We start from the raw sequence: 17191 nt of genomic DNA, 5'->3' as shown, positions 1-17191 counted from the left end.
ATGCGGCGATAACTCCTTCACCGCAACGGATTCCGGGTCCGGGAGTGATTCACGGGCCACGTCGGGAGTGTTCTCTTCCGGCGATATATCCGGAACCTCGGGGATGTCGGAGGATGGCGGCGCCGCGGACGACGAGCCGGGCATGCAAACGGCGCCCTCCGTCGGAACGGAGGGCGCCGTCGGTGCTACCGCTTCGGCCACGGCAGGCGCGGACCCGGTCAGAGACCGGCGGCCGCGCGCAGTTTGTCGGCGCGGTCGGTGCGCTCCCACGGCAGGTCGATGTCGGTGCGGCCGAAGTGGCCGTAGGCGGCGGTCGGCGCGTAGATCGGCCGCAGCAGATCCAGATCACGGATGATCGCACCCGGGCGCAGGTCGAAGACCTCGCTGATCGCCTTCGAGATCTGCGCCGGGTCGACCTGCTCGGTGCCGAAGGTCTCGACGAACAGGCCCACCGGGGCGGCCTTGCCGATCGCATAGGCCACCTGGACCTCGACCCGGTCGGACAGGCCGGCGGCGACGACGTTCTTGGCCACCCAGCGCATGGCGTAGGCCGCCGAGCGGTCCACCTTCGACGGATCCTTACCGGAGAAGGCGCCACCACCGTGACGGGCCATACCGCCGTAGGTGTCGACGATGATCTTGCGCCCGGTCAGGCCGGCATCGCCCATCGGTCCGCCGAGGACGAACTTGCCGGTGGGGTTGACCAGCAGCCGGATATCGGAGGTGTCGAGCGGGTTGGGCAGTTCCAGATCGGCCAGGACCGCGTCGACGACCTTCTCGCGGATATCGGGCGCGAGCAGGTTGTCCAGGTCGATATCCGCCGCGTGCTGGGTCGAGAGCACGACCGTGTCCAGCCGGACCGGACGGTCGCCCTCGTATTCGATGGTGACCTGGGTCTTGCCGTCCGGGCGCAGATAGGGCAGCACGCCGGACTTGCGGACCTCGGTCAGCCGCCGCGAGAGCCGGTGCGCCAGCGCGATCGGCAGCGGCATCAGCTCGGGGGTCTCCTTGGTGGCGTACCCGAACATCAGGCCCTGGTCACCGGCGCCCTGGCGTTCGATCTCGTCGTCGGAGCCGCCGACACGCGCCTCGTGCGAGTGGTCGACACCCTGGGCGATATCGGGCGACTGCGCGCCGATGGCGACGTTCACGCCGCAGGAGGCGCCGTCGAAGCCCTTCGCCGACGAGTCGTAACCGATCTCGAGCACCTTCTCGCGCACGATGGTCGGAATATCGGCATAGGCCTCGGTGGTGACCTCACCGGCGACGTGCACCTGACCGGTGGTCACCAGGGTCTCGACCGCCACCCGGCTGTGCGGGTCCTCGGTGAGCAGCGCGTCGAGGATGGAATCGCTGATCGCGTCACAGATCTTGTCCGGGTGACCCTCTGTGACGGACTCACTCGTGAATAGCCGGCTACCGGACGTGCGCACAGTTGTTCCCTCTCCCTCAACGGGTTTCTCATGTCGGGATGCGACAGTAGCGGCATCGCGTCACCGCACAACCCTTTACCTCAGACTATTCCAAACTTGCCACGGCCGGGCGGAGCACCGGCGTTCGGGCCTCCGCGGCGGCCGCCACGGCTGTGCGGACCGCGTCGCCACCACGGCGGCGGGGCCGAATCATTTGGGGCTCAACGCAACAGTGGGCCCAGCGCATCGAGCACCCGGCTGGCGAGCAGCGCCTTGGAACCGTGATCGAGCGACTGTTCGGTGCCGTCGGCGCCGAGCAGCCAGCCGTCGTTGTTGTCGACTTCGAACGCCTTACCCTCGCCGACGGCATTGACCACCAACAGGTCACAACCCTTACGAGCCAGTTTCGCCCGCGCGTGGGTCAGGACGTCGCCGTGTTCGTCGCCGGTCTCGGCGGCGAAACCGACGATCGCCAGGCCGCCGAGCTGCCCGTCGCGGCGCGCCTGCACCAGTCCGGCCAGGATGTCGCGATTCTTGGTCAATTCGATCGAATTCGGCTCGTGCGCACCCTTTTTGATTTTCGCGGCGGCCACGTTGACCGGCCGGAAATCGGCGACCGCGGCGGCCATGATGACCGCGTCGGCGCCCACGGAGTGCTTGTCGACGGCCGTGCCCATCTGCTCGGCGGTCGTCACGTGCACGACCTCGACCGCGGCGGGCGGCTCCAGGCCGATGGTGTTGCCGGCGATCAGGGTGACCTGGGCGCCGCGCTGAGCGGCCACGCGGGCCATCGCATAGCCCTGTTTGCCGGAACTACGGTTGCCGAGGAACCGGACCGGATCCAGCGGTTCGCGCGTGCCACCGGCGGAGACGACGACGCGGCGGCCCTCCAGATCGCGCGGCAGCGCGTCGGAGCGCTCGAGCAGCAGCGAGGCCAGCGCGAAGATCTCCTCCGGCTCGGGCAGCCGGCCCGGACCGGTGTCGGCGCCGGTGAGGCGCCCGGAGGCCGGTTCCATCACGGTCGATCCGTGGGCGCGCAGCGTGGCGACATTCGCGATCGTGGCTGGATGCTCCCACATCTCGGTATGCATCGCGGGAGCGAACAGCACCGGACATCGGGCGGTGAGCAGTGTGGCGGTGAGCAGATCGTCGGCGCGGCCGGAGGCGGCGCGCGCCATCAGATCGGCGGTGGCCGGGGCGATGACCACCAGATCGGCCTCCTGGCCGATGCGCACATGCGGCACCTCGGGCACGTCGGCGAACACCCCGGTCTGCACCGGATTGCCCGACAGTGCCTCGAAGGTGGCCTTACCGACGAACTGCAGCGCGGACTCGGTGGGAATGACTCGGACGTGGTGCCCGGTCTCGGTGAACTTGCGCACCAGCGAGCACGCCTTGTAGGCGGCGATCCCGCCGCCCACGCCGACAACGATTCGCATCTGAATCAAGCCTCTTCGGTCCGGTGGAGAGACAGCGGGTTACGACCGCAGGGTCACTCGCCCTCGGTGTGTTCGAGCAGGTCGGAGTGGATCTCGCGCATGGCGACCGAGAGCGGCTTCTCCTGCAGGCCCGGCTCGACCAGCGGACCCACGTACTCGAGGATGCCGTCGCCGAGCTGGTTGTAGTAGTCGTTGATCTGACGCGCCCGCTTGGCCGCGTAGATGACCAGCGCGTACTTGGACGACGTGCGCTCGAGCAACTCGTCGATCGGCGGGTTGGTGAGGCCGACCGGGGTGTCGTAGGCGGGCACGGTCTTGGTGTCGCTCACTAGGGAGGCTCCTGCGGGTCGATGGGGAGTTGCTGTTCGAGAGGAGTTCGCGGATCGCCCGCGGTCATCTCGAATTTGTGCTAACGAACAACGATACCAACTGCTCACAGGCAGTGGTCACGTCGTCGTTCACGATCACGATGTCGAACTCGTCACAGGCGGCGAGTTCGGTCTTCGCGGTGGCGAGCCGGCGCTCGATCACCTCGGGTGATTCGGTGCCGCGGCCGGTCAGCCGGGCCACGAGTTCCTCCCAGCTGGGCGGGGCCAGAAAGACCAGCAGCGCCTCGGGCATCGCCGCTCGGACCGAGCGGGCGCCGGCGAGGTCCACCTCCACCAGGACCGGTTTCCCGGCGGCCAGTGCCGCCTTCACCGGTGCGGCCGGGGTTCCCGACCGTTGCAGGCCGCCGTGAATGTCGGCCCATTCGAGTAGTTCGCCTTCTTCGATCATGGCGTCGAAGTCGGCGCGGGTCACGAACCGGTAGTCGCGGCCGTCGACCTCCCCGGGCCGGGGGGCCCGGGTGGTGGCCGACACACTGAACACCAGTTCCGGCAGCCGTTCCCGGACGCAACGGACCACGGTGGACTTGCCGACGGCCGAGGGGCCGACCAGTACTACCAGCCGACCCTTCTGAGTGTGTTCGACCACCCTCGGATCAGGCTTCGAAGTCGAACTTCGCCAGCAGCGCCTTGCGCTGCCGGTCGCCCAGGCCCCGCAGGCGGCGGGTCGGCGCGATCTCCAGCTCGCTCATGATCTCGGCCGCCTTGACCTTGCCGACCTTGGGCAGGGCCTCCAGCAGCGCGGATACCTTCATCTTGCCGAGGACCTCGTCGGTCTCGGCGTCCTTCAGGACCGTCTTCAGGTCAGTGCCGCCACGCTTCAAGCGCTCCTTGAGCTCTGCCCGAGCGCGGCGAGCGGCAGCCGCCTTCTCCAAAGCAGCGGCGCGCTGCTCGTCAGTCAGCTGGGGAAGGGCCACGGTTCCTCCGTCTCATCGTTCATTGCTAGATCTACCTCCGGTAACCCGGTGGTCTCAGCGACCGTACCCACGCGGCGCGCCGATTGCGAACCCACCCCCCAGGTCAGCGCCCGATTCGGGCATTCGAGCCCGTTACCGGGCAGGTCGCGCGGCTGATTGCGCCACGTCGTGGCACCGGTCCGGGGATTTTCTTCACCATGCCGGTGACCTGGGCATATCCCGATTCCGACGGCTTCCCCGCCGGATTCGAGTCCGGCCGGATGCGACCGTAACCGACCCGTAATCGCGCGACCTGGAACTTTCTGAAAATTCTCCGCGTGTCGCGAATTTTTCCCCAGCGTGTCGCGGCGTGGCGCGGCGTGGCGAGCACTCTCGGCACCGGTCGGCGATGTGCGCGGCGGGGCCGTAAGACGGCCCGGAAGGGCCGCTGAGCCGGAAAAACACGCGCGTGTAACTTCCACCCGGGAACGAGCACGGATGCGCGCGAACGGGCCGCAAACGCAAACAGACCGGTCGCCTTCCGAGAGGCAGCCGGCTCCCGCGCGACGCGCGTGGTGGACATCAGCGAATCCCGCCCGGGTGCGACGGCTCGCGAACCCGGGCGGAATGAATCAGGCCTGCAGGAAGGCGAATTCGTCGGCGAGCTTGTGCATCTTGGTGCGCATCGCCGCCACTGAAGGCCCGGTGTCGAGCAGTTCCCGGGATACGTTGGGTACCACCGCCGCGAACCGGTCGGACGGGATCAGCGCACGGATCGATCCCGCTCCCCCGCCCTGCGCGCCGACGCCGGGCATCAGGACGGGACCGTTGAGTTTGCTCAAGTCGACGGGTTCGGTGAGGGTCGCGCCGACCACGACGCCGACCGATCCGAATTCCGCCCCGGCGTTGCAGCCGGCGGCCTCGTCGATCATGATCTGCGCGACACTGCGACCGTCGGCCGCGGTGATGCGTTGCACCTGGGCCGCCTCCGGATTCGAGGTGGCTGCCAGCACGAAGACGCCGCGACCGGCCGAGCGCGCGGCATCGAGGGCGGGAGACAGCGCACCGAAGCCGAGGTACGGCGATACCGTCACCGCATCACTGGCCAGCGGACCGTCGCCCAGCCAGGCCCGCGCGTAGGCGGCCATCGTGGAGCCGATATCGCCGCGCTTGGCGTCGGCCAGCACCAGCGTGCCGGCCGCACGCAGCGCGGCGATGGTGTCCTCGAGCACCACGATGCCGCCGGAGCCGTACTCCTCGAAGAACGCCACCTGGGGTTTCACCAGCGCCACCCGGCCCGCGAACACCTCGACGCAGATGTCGGAGAACCGTTTCAGGCCTTCGACGTCCTCGCTGAGCCCCCAGGCACGCAGCAACTGCGGGTGGGGGTCGATGCCGGCGCACAACGGGCCCAGCCGGCCCATCGCGTCGGCCAGCCGCAGGCCGAACGGCGTCACCGGCTCGCCCCGGCGCCCGCCAGTTCGTCCCCGGTATGGGCGGGCGGTGTCTGCGCACCGGCGGACCCGGATTCGGCGTATGCCTCCTCACCGGCGTAAGCGAGCAGTTCGTCGGCCTGGGCGAGCACCTCGTCCGCCCGGGCGAGCACCGCGTCGGTCAGCGCGTCCGCCTCGGCCTCGGCCTCGGCGTCGGGCGCCGGCTTGCGGCCGATCGGCGGGATCGCCCGGAAACCGACCGTGCTGTAGCCGCCGACGTTGCGCATCCGGCGGATGTCACCGCCTCCGGGCGGCGCGGCCTCCGCCGCACCGAATCCCCGAATCCGCCGAGTCGTCGCCCGTCCGGCCCCCGGGGGCCGGACTCCCGCGCCGAAACCGATGGCTCCCACCGTTATCTCTCCTCTTAGCCGCGCAATACGGCGTGCAGCTCCTGCAGCGAGCGCACCCCGATACCGCCGTTGATGGTTGCTTCGATGCCCTGTACGGCTGCAGCCGCACCCTGAACCGTCGTGATGCACGGAATGTTGGCGCCCACCGCGGCGGTACGAATCTCGTAGCCGTCCACGCGGGGCCCGGAGTTACCGTAAGGCGTGTTGAACACGATGTCGATCTCGCCGTCCTTGATCTGATCGACGATCGAGGGTTCGATCGGATCGCCGTTGGCCGACGCGGGCACCGGATCGGATTGCTTGCGCACCCGCTCGCACGGAATCCCGTTGCGCCGCAACATCTCCGCGGTGCCGTCGGTGGCGAGGATCCGGAAGCCCAGATCGTGCAGCCGCTTGACCGGGAACACCATGGCCCGCTTGTCGCGGTTGGCGATCGAGACGAACACCGTGCCCGCGACCGGCAGCGAACCGTAGGCCGCGGACTGGCTCTTGGCGAAGGCGGTACCGAAATCGGCGTCGATACCCATCACCTCGCCGGTGGACTTCATCTCCGGCGACAGCAGCGAATCGATACCGGTGCCGTCCGGACGGCGGAACCGGTGGAAGGGCAGCACCGCTTCCTTCACCGCGACCGGCGCGTCCATCGGCGCGTGACCGCCGTCGCCCTCGGCGGGCAGGATGCCCTCCTTGCGCAATTCGGCGATGCTCGTCCCCAGCATCACCCGCGCGGCGGCCTTGGCCAGCTGCACGCCGGTCGCCTTGGAGACGAACGGCACGGTCCGGCTGGCGCGCGGATTGGCCTCGAGCACGTACAGCACGTCGTCCTTGAGCGCGTACTGCACATTCAGCAGGCCCTTGACGCCGATGCCCTTGGCCAGTGCGGTGGTCGAGCGGCGCACCGCCTCGATATCGCTGCGGCCCAGGGTGATCGGCGGCAGCGCGCACGCCGAGTCGCCGGAGTGGATACCGGCCTCCTCGATGTGCTCCATCACGCCGCCGAGGTAGACCTCCTCGCCGTCGCACAACGCGTCGACATCGATCTCGATGGCGTCTTCCAGGAAGCGGTCGACCAGCACCGGATGTTCGGGGCTGAGTTCGGTGGCGCGGGAGATGTAGCCCTCGAGCGAGCCCTCGTCGTAGACGATCTCCATACCGCGCCCGCCCAGCACGTAGGACGGGCGGACCAGCACCGGATAGCCGATTCCGGCCGCGATCTCCTTGGCCTGCTCGAACGTGGTGGCCGTGCCGTACTTCGGCGCGGGCAGTCCGGCCGAGACCAGCACGTGCCCGAATTCGCCGCGGTCCTCGGCCAGGTCGATCGCCGCCGCGGAGGTGCCGACCACGGGCACTCCGGCATCGGTGAGCCGCTGCGCCAGACCGAGCGGGGTCTGGCCGCCGAGCTGCACGATCACTCCGGCCACCTGGCCCGATTCCGATTCGGCGTGGTACACCTCGAGCACGTCCTCGAAGGTCAGCGGCTCGAAGTACAGGCGGTCGGCGGTGTCGTAGTCGGTGGACACGGTCTCGGGGTTGCAGTTGACCATGACGGTCTCGTACCCGGCCTGCGACAGCGTCTGCGCGGCGTGCACGCAGGAGTAGTCGAATTCGATGCCCTGGCCGATGCGGTTGGGCCCGGAGCCGAGGATGATCACCTTCTCGCGCTCAGGCTGAGGCGCGACCTCCGACTCGGCGGCCGGATCGAGTTCGTAGCTCGAGTAGTGGTACGGCGTCTTGGCCTCGAATTCGGCCGCACAGGTGTCGACCGTCTTGTACACCGGCCGGATGCCGAGGCGGTGACGCAGCTCGCGCACCCCGTTCTCGCCGGCCAGTTCCGGTCGCAGCGCGGAGATCTGGCGATCCGACAGGCCGTTGTGCTTGGCGTAGCGCAGCAGCGGCTCGTCCAGTACCGGCGCCTGCGCGATCTCGGCGCGCAACTCGACGAGTCCGGCGATCTCGGCGACGAACCACGGGTCGATGCCCGAGGCCTGTGCGACGTCTTCGACGCTCGCGCCCAGGCGCAGCGCCCGCTCCACCTGGTAGAGCCGACCCTCGGTCGGCACGCGCAGGTCGTCGAGGATCTCGGCGACGTCGGTCCAGCGGCCGTCGGGCTGGGTCCAGAACCCGGCCGCCTTGGTCTCCAGCGAGCGCAGCACCTTGCCGAGCGCCTCGGAGAAGTTGCGGCCCAGGCTCATCGCCTCACCGACCGACTTCATGGTGGTGGTGAGGGTCGGGTCGGCGCCCGGGAACTTCTCGAACGCGAACCGCGGCGCCTTCACGACCACGTAGTCGAGCGTGGGCTCGAAACAGGCCGGGGTTTCCTTGGTGATGTCGTTGACGATCTCGTCGAGCGTGTAGCCGATGGCCAGCTTCGCCGCGATCTTGGCGATCGGGAAACCGGTTGCCTTGGAGGCCAGTGCGGAGGAGCGCGAGACACGCGGATTCATCTCGATGACGATCAGGCGTCCGTCGCGCGGATCCACCGCGAACTGGATGTTGCAGCCGCCGGTGTCGACGCCGACCTCGCGCAGAATCGCGATACCCAGATCGCGCATCTTCTGATATTCGCGGTCGGTGAGGGTCATGGCCGGGGCGACGGTCACCGAATCGCCGGTGTGCACGCCCATCGGGTCCACGTTCTCGATCGAGCAGACGATGACCACGTTGTCGCGGCCGTCGCGCATCAGCTCGAGTTCGTATTCCTTCCACCCGAGGATCGATTCCTCGATGAGGACGTTGGCGGTGGGCGAGGCGGCCAGGCCGCCGCCGGCGATGCGGTCGAGATCCTCGTCGTTGTAGGCCATGCCCGAGCCCAGGCCACCCATGGTGAACGACGGCCGCACGACCACCGGGAAGCCCAGCTCGGCAACGGTTTCGCGCACCTCGTCCATGGTGTAGCAGACCTTGGAGCGGGCCGACTCGCCGCCGACCTTGGCGACGATGTCCTTGAACTTCTGCCGGTCCTCACCGCGCTGGATGGCCTCGAAGTCGGCGCCGATCAATTCGACGTTGTACTTCTCCAGCACACCGTTCTCGTGCAGCGCCACCGCGGTGTTGAGCGCGGTCTGGCCGCCCAGGGTCGCGAGGATGGCGTCGGGGCGCTCCTTGGCGATGACCTTCTCGACGAATTCCGGGGTGATCGGCTCGACGTAGGTGGAGTCGGCGAATTCCGGGTCGGTCATGATCGTGGCCGGGTTGGAGTTCACCAGCGACACCCGCAGGCCCTCGGACCGCAGCACCCGGCACGCCTGGGTGCCGGAGTAGTCGAACTCGCAGGCCTGGCCGATGACGATCGGCCCGGAGCCGATGACCAGGATGTGGTGCAGGTCGTTACGACGTGGCATCAGGCTTCCTCCATCAAACCCGCGAAGCGGTCGAACAGGTAGGCGGCATCGTGCGGCCCCGCGGCGGCCTCCGGGTGGTACTGCACCGAGAACGCGCGACCGTCCACCAGGCGCACCCCCTCGACGGTGCCGTCGTTGGCGCAGGTGTGGCTGACCTCGGCGGTGCCGAACGGGGTCTCGAAGCGCTGTCCGGCCTCCCCCTCGAGCGCGAAGCCATGGTTCTGCGCGGTGATCGAGACCGCGCCGGTGGCGTGATCGATGACCGGGACGTTGATGCCGCGGTGGCCGAACTTCATCTTGTACGTGCCCAGGCCCAGCGCGCGGCCCAGGATCTGGTTGCCGAAGCAGATTCCGAACAGCGGAAGTCCTTCGCCCAGAACGGATTTGGTCAGCTCGACCGCGTCGTCCTGGGTGGCCGGGTCACCGGGGCCGTTGGACAGGAAGACGCCGTCCGGCTTCAGCTCCCTGATCTGGTCCAGCGTGACGCCGGAGGGCACCACGTGCACCCGGATGCCGCGCTCGGCGAACATGCGCGGGGTGTTGGTCTTGATACCCAGGTCGACCGCGACCACGGTGAACCGATGCTCACCGGCGGGCTCGATGGTGTACACGCCGTCGGTGGAGACCTCGCCGGCCAGATCGGCGCCGAGCATCGAGGCCTGACCGGTGACCCGGCTCAGCAATTCCTCGGGCGAGGCCGCAGCGGCGTCACCGCTGAAGATGCCCGCCTTCATCGACCCGCGGGTGCGCAGATGACGCACCAGTGCGCGGGTGTCGATGCCGGCGATGCCGACGATGTGCTGGCGCTCCAGTTCGTCCTGCAGGGTGGTGGTGGCGCGCCAGTTCGAGGCCCGCTTGGCGGGGTCGCGCACCGCGTATCCGGCCACCCAGATCCGATTCGACTCGTCGTCCTCGTCGTTCCAGCCGGTGTTGCCGATCTGCGGGGCGGTGGCCACCACGATCTGGCGGTGGTAGCTGGGGTCGGTCAGGGTCTCCTGATAGCCGGTCATCGCGGTGCAGAACACCGCTTCGCCCAGCGTCTCACCCTCGGCGCCGAACCGCCGGCCCCGGAATACCCGTCCGTCCTCGAGCACCATCACCGCGGCGCGGTCGCTCATTCGCTCACCTCGTTCACGAAAAATCCAGCCTTCACGTTTATTCGTCTCCCGTCGCCGCGCCGGTCTGTCCCGTCGCGGATATGGCCGTCCAGGCCGGATACACCGTCTTGTCGTCGCCGCGGAACCCGGTATCGACTTCGGTTCCCGTCGGCAGTTTCCAGCGAATAACCAGCACACCATTGTCGGTCATCACCTTGCCCGCGTGGCCGCGTTCGGTGCGGACCGCGGTGATGGACTCCTGCGGAATCCAGATCACCTCCGCGCCGTCGCGTTCCAGCAGGATCCCGCGTTCGAAGCGGGTCAGCTCCGCTGTGGCCCGGAAACCCAGATCTCCGACCACGATGCGGTTCTGCCAGCTCGGAGCCAGCGTGGTCCCCGTGTACAACCCGGTCGTCGGCTCGAGCACCTGCGCGCCCAGATCCGCCGGCACCGTGGGCAGCTCCCCGACCGAGGAGGCCTGCTTCCTGGCCCGCACGAGCCAGGAGCGATACATCAACCAGAGGAACAGGACGAACAGGGCCGCCAGCCCGATCACCCACAGTGTTCGCTCCATTATTGCCCCACTCTCCCCGCCAGGGCGGTCGTCACCACGCCGTCGCGGGCGGTGATCCGTCCGCGCAGCATCGTGGCGGCGACCTTGGCGGGCAGGGTCATCGCCTCGTACGGCGTGTTGTCGGAAATGCTCGCCAGCTCCCGCGCCCGCACGGTCCACGACGCGTCCGGGTCGATCAGGGTCAGGTTGGCCGGCTCGCCGACCGCGATCGGGCGGCCCTGATCGTCGAGTCCGGCGATGCGGGCCGGATTCTCGCTCATCACCTTCGCCACGCCACGCCAGTCGAGCAGGCCCGGAGCCACCAGGGTCTCGACGATGATCGACAGCGCGGTCTCCAGTCCCAGCATGCCGGGACGGGCGGCGGCGAACTCGCAGCACTTCTCCTGTTCGGCGTGCGGGGCGTGGTCGGTGGCCACACAGTCGATCACTCCGTCGGCCAGGGCCTTGCGCAGCGCCTGGGCGTCGGATGCCTCGCGCAGCGGCGGATTGACCTTGTTCACCGCGTCGTAGGTCTCGAGCCGCGAATCGTCGAGCAGCAGATGATGCGGAGTGACCTCGGCGGTGATCGAAATCCCTTGCGCCTTGGCCCATTTCACCAGCTCGACGGTGCCGGCGGTAGACGCGTGGCAGATGTGCACCCGGGCTCCGGCGTCGCGGGCCAGCAGCGCGTCGCGAGCGACGATCGACTCCTCGGCCGCGCGCGGCCAGCCGGCCAGGCCCAGACGGGCGGCGTTCGGCCCCTCGTGCGCGACGGCGCCCTGGGTGAGCCGCGGCTCCTCGGCGTGCTGAGCGATCAGGACGTCGAGCGATTTCGCGTACTCGAGGGCGCGGCGCATGATCAGCGGGTCGTAGACGCAGTGCCCGTCGTCGGAGAAGATCCGCACCCGGCCCTCGCCGGCGGCCATGGTGCCCATCTCGGCCAGTTGCTTGCCGGCCAAGCCGACGGTCACCGCGCCGACCGGATGCACATCGACCAGCCCCACCTCCTGCCCGCGCCGCCACACATGATCGGTGACGACCGAGGTGTCGGCCACGGGATTGGTGTTGGCCATCGCGAACACCGCGGTGTAGCCACCCAATGCCGCTGCGGCCGAACCGCTTTCGATGGTCTCGGTGTCCTCGCGGCCGGGCTCGCGCAGGTGGGTGTGCAGATCGACGAAACCGGGGAGCAGGATCCGGCCGTCTGCCTCCAGCACCTCGGCATCGGCGGCGACCTCGACGCCGTCGACGGTGTCGCCGGATCGCGCGCCGAGGGCGACGATCACGCCGTCGCGCACCAGCACGTCGACCGGCTCACCCTCGCCGTAGGGCCGCACGCCCCGGATAACCAGATCGCTCACGCGCCCTCACCTTCCACGAAGAAGCTCATGCTCACCCTCCTGCGGTGTCGATGCGCATGAACGGGGGCCTGGGGGGTTACGCAGGCTGCCGCCTCTGGCCGTGTTCCGCTCATGCGACGGCCTCCCCCGCACCGACGAGCAGGCGGAACAGCACCGCCATGCGCATGTGCACACCGTTGGTGACCTGTTGCAGCACTGCGGCTTTCGGGGAATCGGCCACCGCCGACGCGATTTCCATACCGCGCAGCATCGGGCCCGGATGCAGGACGACCGCCTCGTCGTCGAGCAGCGCCATGCGCCGCTCGTTCAGTCCATAGGCGATGGAGTATTCGCGGGCCGACGGGAAGAAGCCGCCGTTCATCCGCTCGGCCTGCACGCGCAGCATCATCACCGCGTCCGCGCCGGGCAGCGCGGCGTCGAGCGAATGCGAGACCTGCACCGGCCACTGCTCGACCCCGACCGGCAGCAGGGTGCGCGGCGCGACCAGCACCACTTCGGCGCCGAGGGTGTCGAGCAGGAAGGCATTGGACCGCGCGACGCGGCTGTGCAGGATGTCGCCGACGATCACGATGCGCTTGCCCGTCAGCTCACCCAGTCGCTGCCGCAGCGTCAGCGCGTCCAGCAGGGCCTGGGTGGGATGTTCGTGCGTGCCGTCGCCGGCATTGACGATCGCGGGCCCGGTTCCGGTGTATCCACCCGAGCCGGCGTCCAGTTCGCCGAACCAGCGCGCGATCTGATGGGCCGCCCCGGAGGCCGGATGCCGCACGATCAGCGCGTCGGCGCCCGCGGCGTGCAGGGTCAGCGCGGTATCGCGCAGCGATTCGCCCTTCGACACCGAGGAGCTCGAGGCGCTCACGTTGATGACATCGGCGCTCATCCATTTGCCGGCGACCTCGAACGAGACCCGGGTCCGGGTGGAGTTCTCGAAGAACACCGTCATCACGGTGCGGCCGCGCAGCGTGGGCAGTTTGCGGACTTCGCGGCCGAGCAGCGCCTGTTCGAAGCGCTGGGCGTCGTCGAGCAGTTCGGTGGCGGCGGTGCGGTCGAGATCGGTGACCGAGAGCAGATGCCTCACCGCTCATCCCCCTGATGCAGATAGACGCCGTCGTGACCGTCGTGTTCGCTGAGCAGTACGGAGACGTCCTCACTGCGCGAGGTCGGCACGTTCTTGCCGACGTAGTCGGCGCGGATGGGCAGTTCGCGATGGCCGCGATCGACCAGTACCGCCAGTTGCACCGCGCGCGGCCGGCCCAGATCGCGCAGCCCGTCCAGCGCCGAGCGCACGCTGCGACCGGAGAACAGCACGTCGTCGACGAGTACGACGAGCGCGTCGTCGATGCCACCCTCGGGGACCGAGGTCCGTTCCAGCGGGCGATGCGGGCGGTTGCGCAGATCGTCGCGATACAGCGTGATGTCGAGCGAACCGAGCGCGGGACGCACGCCGGAGAATTCCTCGATGCGATCGGTCAGCCGCGCGGCGAGGGTGGTGCCGCGGGTGGGAATGCCGATCAGCACCACCCGGGGCGCCTCGGGATCCGACGAATCCAGCGCGGTCTTCTCGATGATCTGATGCGCCATGCGCGCGATGGTCCGGCCGACATCGGAGGCGGACAACAGTTCACGCCCGGCGCGGACCCACTCGGGGTCGTGCCGCTGCGAATATTCGGCAGCGCTCGACCTGGCGGCCCGTTCTTCAGGCGCGACGCGGCCGCCGCGCTCTTCGGGCACGGCCATGCCGACCTCCTTCCCCGCCTCACCGGACGGTCCGTTAAAGGATGTCTTTTCGATGCCTGAGCGTAGCAGCGCCGCCGCGGCCTCCCGACGGCGGGGGTCCGGCTGTGAGCCCCGCCACCTGCGGCTATGCCGACACATCACGCGAACGGCACAACCGTTGGCCGGGACTGTTTCATACAGCGTAAACCGGATGTGGGATGCTCGAAGGGTGAGCAACGAAGCCGACTTCACCGAGCCCCGCCGGATCACCTTCCGCGGCCACGGCGGCATCGCCCTGGCCGGGGAGAGCTGGGGGCCGGCCGACGGCCCGCTGGCGATCTTCCTGCACGGCGGCGGCCAGACCCGGCACTCGTGGAAGGAATCGGGCGCCGCGCTGGCGAAGGTGGGAATGCACGCCATTTTGCTGGACGCCCGCGGGCACGGCGAGAGCGACTGGGCGCCGGACGGCGACTACTCGCGCACGGCGATGACCGCCGACCTCCTCGACATTCTCGCCGAACTCGACCGGCCCGCCATCGTGGTCGGCGCGAGCATGGGCGGATTGACCGCACTGCTGGCCACCGCCCGTCCCGGCCGGGAGCGCATCGCCGGACTGGTCCTGGTCGACGTCGTGCCGCGCCCGGAGCACAAGGGCGTGGAACGGGTCATGAACTTCCTCGGCGGCCATCCCGAGGGCTTCGCCTCCCTCGAGGAAGCCGCCGATGCGGTGGCCGAATACCTGCCGCACCGCCGCCGGCCCCGCAACCCGGAGGGTCTGCGGCGCAATCTGCGGCTGCGCGAGGACGGGCGCTGGTACTGGCATTGGGATCCGGCGATGATGTCGAGCCGGCCGGAAGACATCGAACTGCAGACCAGCGACCTCGAGGATGCCGCCCGCGCGCTGGAGATCCCGGTCCTGCTGGTGCGCGGACGGTTGTCGGACGTGGTCAGCGAACAGGGGGTCGCCGACTTCCGCGCGCTGGTGCCGCAGATGGAATATGTCGAGATCTCCGACGCCGCCCATACCGCGGCCAGCGATGTCAACGACGAATTCTCCGACGCGGTGGTCGATTTCGTGCGTGCGCACCTGAACTGATCCGGACCGCCCGGATCGGCCCCGAGTAGCCGCGCGACCCGATGCTTGAACATATGTTCGATAGAACGTAGATTCGAACGCATGTCGACACCGCTGCAGAGATCGCTGTTCGACGGCTTCGGCGACATCGAACTGGGGTCGTTGGACGGCGTCCGCCGCACCCAGCTGACCGAGGGCGCGTGGGTCGACCTGCTTCCGGGATGGTTGCGCGGGGCCGACGAACTGTTCGAACGGCTGGCCACTCGCGTCCCGTGGCGAGCCGACCGTCGCCCGATGTACGACCGCGTGGTGGACGTACCGCGACTGCTGCGCCATTACGGCGAGAACGAGCCCTGGCCGGACCCGATCCTGGAGGACGCCCGCGCGGCTCTGAGCGGCCGTTACGGCCCGGAACTCGGCGAACCGTTCCGCACAGCCGGACTGTGCTACTACCGCGACGGCGAGGACAGTGTGACCTGGCACGGTGATACCGGGGGCCGCGGTTCCACCCACGACACCATGGTCGCGATCCTGTCGATCGGCGCGCCGCGGGCCCTGCTGCTGCGTCCGCGCGGCGGCGGCGCGAGCATTCGCTATCACGTGGGGCACGGCGATCTTCTCGTGATGGGCGGCTCCTGCCAGCGCACCTGGGAACATGCGGTGCCGAAGACGCGGCGGCCCGTGGGTCCGCGGATCAGCATCCAATTCCGCCCGCGCGGGGTTCGCTGAAAACCCGGCGACGGCGGATTGTCACCTCGTCCCGCTAGATTGGGCGGATGGAGTCCATCGGGGCGGGAATTCTGGCGGCCATGCCGTTGCACACACTCAGCGACGTGCACGGCGAGGAAGGGCTGCGGCAACGACTGCTGCTGGAGTCGCAGCGCAAACTGCCCGGCCCCGAACGGGTCGAGGCGGCACTCGAATTCGTGGCCGACCTGCACCGTGGCGACAACTACGGCCGCGAGCCGTACCTGAATCATCTACTGCGGGTGGCGATCCGCATCGTGAGCCACTACGAGGTGCACGACACGGACCTGGTGCTCGCCGGCCTCCTGCACGACGCCGTCGAGGATCACGCCGCCGACCTGGTCACCCTCCGTGGCGTGCCCGAGCCGGACGAGGACCTGACCGCGGCAGCGCTGGCGGTGCTCACCCAGCGGTTCGGCGAACGCGTATCGAATCTCGTTGCGGCGGTGACCAACCCGGCACCCGATTCGGACGAGGACCGGCACCTCCGATACCGCGACCACGTCGCCGCGAGCCTGGACCGCGATCCGTGGGCCCGGGTGGTGAAGATCTCCGATTTCACCGACAACGGCGTCGGCATCCTGTACGCCGACGAGCAGGCCGTCATGTCGAAACTCGCCACCAAATACCGGCCGCTCACCGCGGTCTACCGCGAACTGATCACCCGCCCGGACACGCCGCTGGCGCCGCATGTCAAGCAGCACATTCTCGAGCAACTCGACACTGCCGACGCCCGCTTCGAGGTGATCCTCGCCGCCGGGGACGACTGAGCGATCAGGAGCGGTCGCGGCGCAGGATGAAGAAGTAGGGGTCGGCCAGCCCGCGCATATCCATCACACCGAGCAGGGTGTCCTCGTCGACCCGGCGGAAGATGTCGATGATGGGCAGGTGGTCGTAGATCATGGCCGCGCTGACCTTGCCGCGGAATTCGATCTCGCGCAGGCGCGCACGAGCGGTACGGGTCCGCAGCAGCGGGCGCAACGCCGGCAGCATGCGCCGTGCGGCCCGGAATCCCGCCGACGGCAGCGTTGCGGCCAGCGCCAGCGGCACTCGGCGGGGGTCGACCGGAAATACCCGGCCGTCCGGCCCGGCGAACAGCAGCGGTTGCACCTCGTCCGGTGAATCGAATTGCTTTCCGTACCAACCCGATTCGACCAGCACACCGGCCCACGGATGTCCGGTGTCCAGTTCGTCGCCGCTCCAGCGGCCGGTGGTGATCTCGGTGACCGCGACCTCGGGCAGGCTGTCGTACAGCTGCCACGCCTGCTCCGGGGTCGTGCGACCCGCGCGCAGTTCCGCCAGACGGGCCGTACCGGCACCAGCCATCC

The 17191-nt window shown here is 68.9% G+C and carries 17 protein-coding genes; 3 read left to right on the top strand and 14 right to left on the bottom strand.

Going from position 1 to position 17191, the window contains the following annotated elements; genetic code table 11:
* Nucleotides 1–218: 218 nt before the first annotated feature.
* The 13 genes from metK to pyrR form a co-directional block, all read right to left on the bottom strand.
* Nucleotides 219–1433: a methionine adenosyltransferase gene (gene metK, locus A5789_RS03530; RefSeq protein WP_064902668.1), complete on the bottom strand. Its 1215-nt coding sequence runs from the start codon at nucleotides 1431–1433 to the stop codon at nucleotides 219–221.
* 200 nt (nucleotides 1434–1633) lie between these two features.
* Nucleotides 1634–2851, bottom strand: coding sequence for a bifunctional phosphopantothenoylcysteine decarboxylase/phosphopantothenate--cysteine ligase CoaBC (gene coaBC / locus A5789_RS03525; RefSeq protein WP_030513996.1), 1218 nt, complete (start codon nucleotides 2849–2851; stop codon nucleotides 1634–1636).
* 53 nt (nucleotides 2852–2904) lie between these two features.
* Nucleotides 2905–3180 (bottom strand): DNA-directed RNA polymerase subunit omega, encoded by a 276-nt coding sequence (rpoZ, locus tag A5789_RS03520; protein WP_025350704.1) that lies wholly within the window; start codon nucleotides 3178–3180, stop codon nucleotides 2905–2907.
* Nucleotides 3181–3244: 64 nt separating this feature from the next.
* A complete protein-coding gene (gene gmk, locus A5789_RS03515) occupies nucleotides 3245–3826 on the bottom strand; it encodes a guanylate kinase (RefSeq protein ID WP_063013381.1) in 582 nt (193 codons plus the stop codon).
* 7 nt (nucleotides 3827–3833) lie between these two features.
* Entirely contained in the window at nucleotides 3834–4154 is a 321-nt protein-coding gene (gene mihF, locus A5789_RS03510) for an integration host factor, actinobacterial type (RefSeq protein ID WP_030513994.1), read from the bottom strand.
* Between the two features lie 611 nt (nucleotides 4155–4765).
* Entirely contained in the window at nucleotides 4766–5590 is an 825-nt protein-coding gene (gene pyrF / locus A5789_RS03505) for an orotidine-5'-phosphate decarboxylase (RefSeq protein WP_064922846.1), read from the bottom strand.
* On the bottom strand, nucleotides 5587–5976 hold the full coding sequence (locus tag A5789_RS03500; RefSeq protein WP_063013383.1) for a hypothetical protein: 390 nt from the start codon (nucleotides 5974–5976) through the stop codon (nucleotides 5587–5589). Before A5789_RS03500 ends, pyrF begins: the two co-directional genes overlap by 4 nt.
* Before the next feature lie 14 nt (nucleotides 5977–5990).
* The gene (gene carB / locus A5789_RS03495; RefSeq protein WP_064906074.1) at nucleotides 5991–9317 is read right to left on the bottom strand and encodes a carbamoyl-phosphate synthase large subunit; all 3327 of its coding nucleotides are present in this window, start codon (nucleotides 9315–9317) and stop codon (nucleotides 5991–5993) included.
* Complete coding sequence (gene carA / locus A5789_RS03490) at nucleotides 9317–10435, bottom strand: glutamine-hydrolyzing carbamoyl-phosphate synthase small subunit (protein WP_063013387.1); 1119 nt, start codon at nucleotides 10433–10435, stop codon at nucleotides 9317–9319. The genes carB and carA overlap by 1 nt, the downstream gene beginning before the upstream one ends.
* A 37-nt stretch (nucleotides 10436–10472) precedes the next feature.
* Nucleotides 10473–10988 (bottom strand): hypothetical protein, encoded by a 516-nt coding sequence (locus tag A5789_RS03485; RefSeq protein WP_063013389.1) that lies wholly within the window; start codon nucleotides 10986–10988, stop codon nucleotides 10473–10475.
* The gene (locus A5789_RS03480) at nucleotides 10988–12328 is read right to left on the bottom strand and encodes a dihydroorotase (protein ID WP_064906072.1); all 1341 of its coding nucleotides are present in this window, start codon (nucleotides 12326–12328) and stop codon (nucleotides 10988–10990) included. The genes A5789_RS03485 and A5789_RS03480 overlap by 1 nt, the downstream gene beginning before the upstream one ends.
* A gap of 109 nt (nucleotides 12329–12437) precedes the next feature.
* On the bottom strand, nucleotides 12438–13403 hold the full coding sequence (locus A5789_RS03475; RefSeq protein WP_063013393.1) for an aspartate carbamoyltransferase catalytic subunit: 966 nt from the start codon (nucleotides 13401–13403) through the stop codon (nucleotides 12438–12440).
* Complete coding sequence (pyrR, locus tag A5789_RS03470; RefSeq protein ID WP_082856957.1) at nucleotides 13400–14062, bottom strand: bifunctional pyr operon transcriptional regulator/uracil phosphoribosyltransferase PyrR; 663 nt, start codon at nucleotides 14060–14062, stop codon at nucleotides 13400–13402. The genes A5789_RS03475 and pyrR overlap by 4 nt, the downstream gene beginning before the upstream one ends.
* A 208-nt stretch (nucleotides 14063–14270) precedes the next feature.
* On the opposite strand from pyrR, the gene A5789_RS03465 reads away from it, so the two are divergent.
* The 3 genes from A5789_RS03465 (at nucleotide 14271) to A5789_RS03455 (ending at nucleotide 16633) form a co-directional block, all read left to right on the top strand.
* Nucleotides 14271–15137 carry an alpha/beta fold hydrolase gene (locus A5789_RS03465; RefSeq protein ID WP_227463136.1) on the top strand — a complete coding sequence of 289 codons (867 nt, stop codon included), beginning with the start codon at nucleotides 14271–14273 and terminating at the stop codon, nucleotides 15135–15137.
* Between the two features lie 81 nt (nucleotides 15138–15218).
* A complete protein-coding gene (locus A5789_RS03460; protein WP_064906068.1) occupies nucleotides 15219–15845 on the top strand; it encodes an alpha-ketoglutarate-dependent dioxygenase AlkB in 627 nt (208 codons plus the stop codon).
* 47 nt (nucleotides 15846–15892) lie between these two features.
* Nucleotides 15893–16633, top strand: a complete 741-nt coding sequence (locus A5789_RS03455) for an HD domain-containing protein (protein WP_064906066.1) — start codon at nucleotides 15893–15895, stop codon at nucleotides 16631–16633.
* Nucleotides 16634–16637: 4 nt separating this feature from the next.
* On the opposite strand, the gene A5789_RS03450 is transcribed toward A5789_RS03455, so the two are convergent.
* On the bottom strand, nucleotides 16638–17189 hold the full coding sequence (locus tag A5789_RS03450; protein ID WP_064906064.1) for a DUF4334 domain-containing protein: 552 nt from the start codon (nucleotides 17187–17189) through the stop codon (nucleotides 16638–16640).
* Nucleotides 17190–17191: the final 2 nt, after the last annotated feature.

Origin of the sequence: Nocardia sp. 852002-51101_SCH5132738, assembly GCF_001665695.1 — a bacterium.
Lineage (GTDB): Bacteria > Actinomycetota > Actinomycetes > Mycobacteriales > Mycobacteriaceae > Nocardia > Nocardia nova.
The sequence above is the reverse complement of the archived record's forward strand: the minus strand, read 5'-3'. Positions and strand labels throughout refer to the sequence as shown.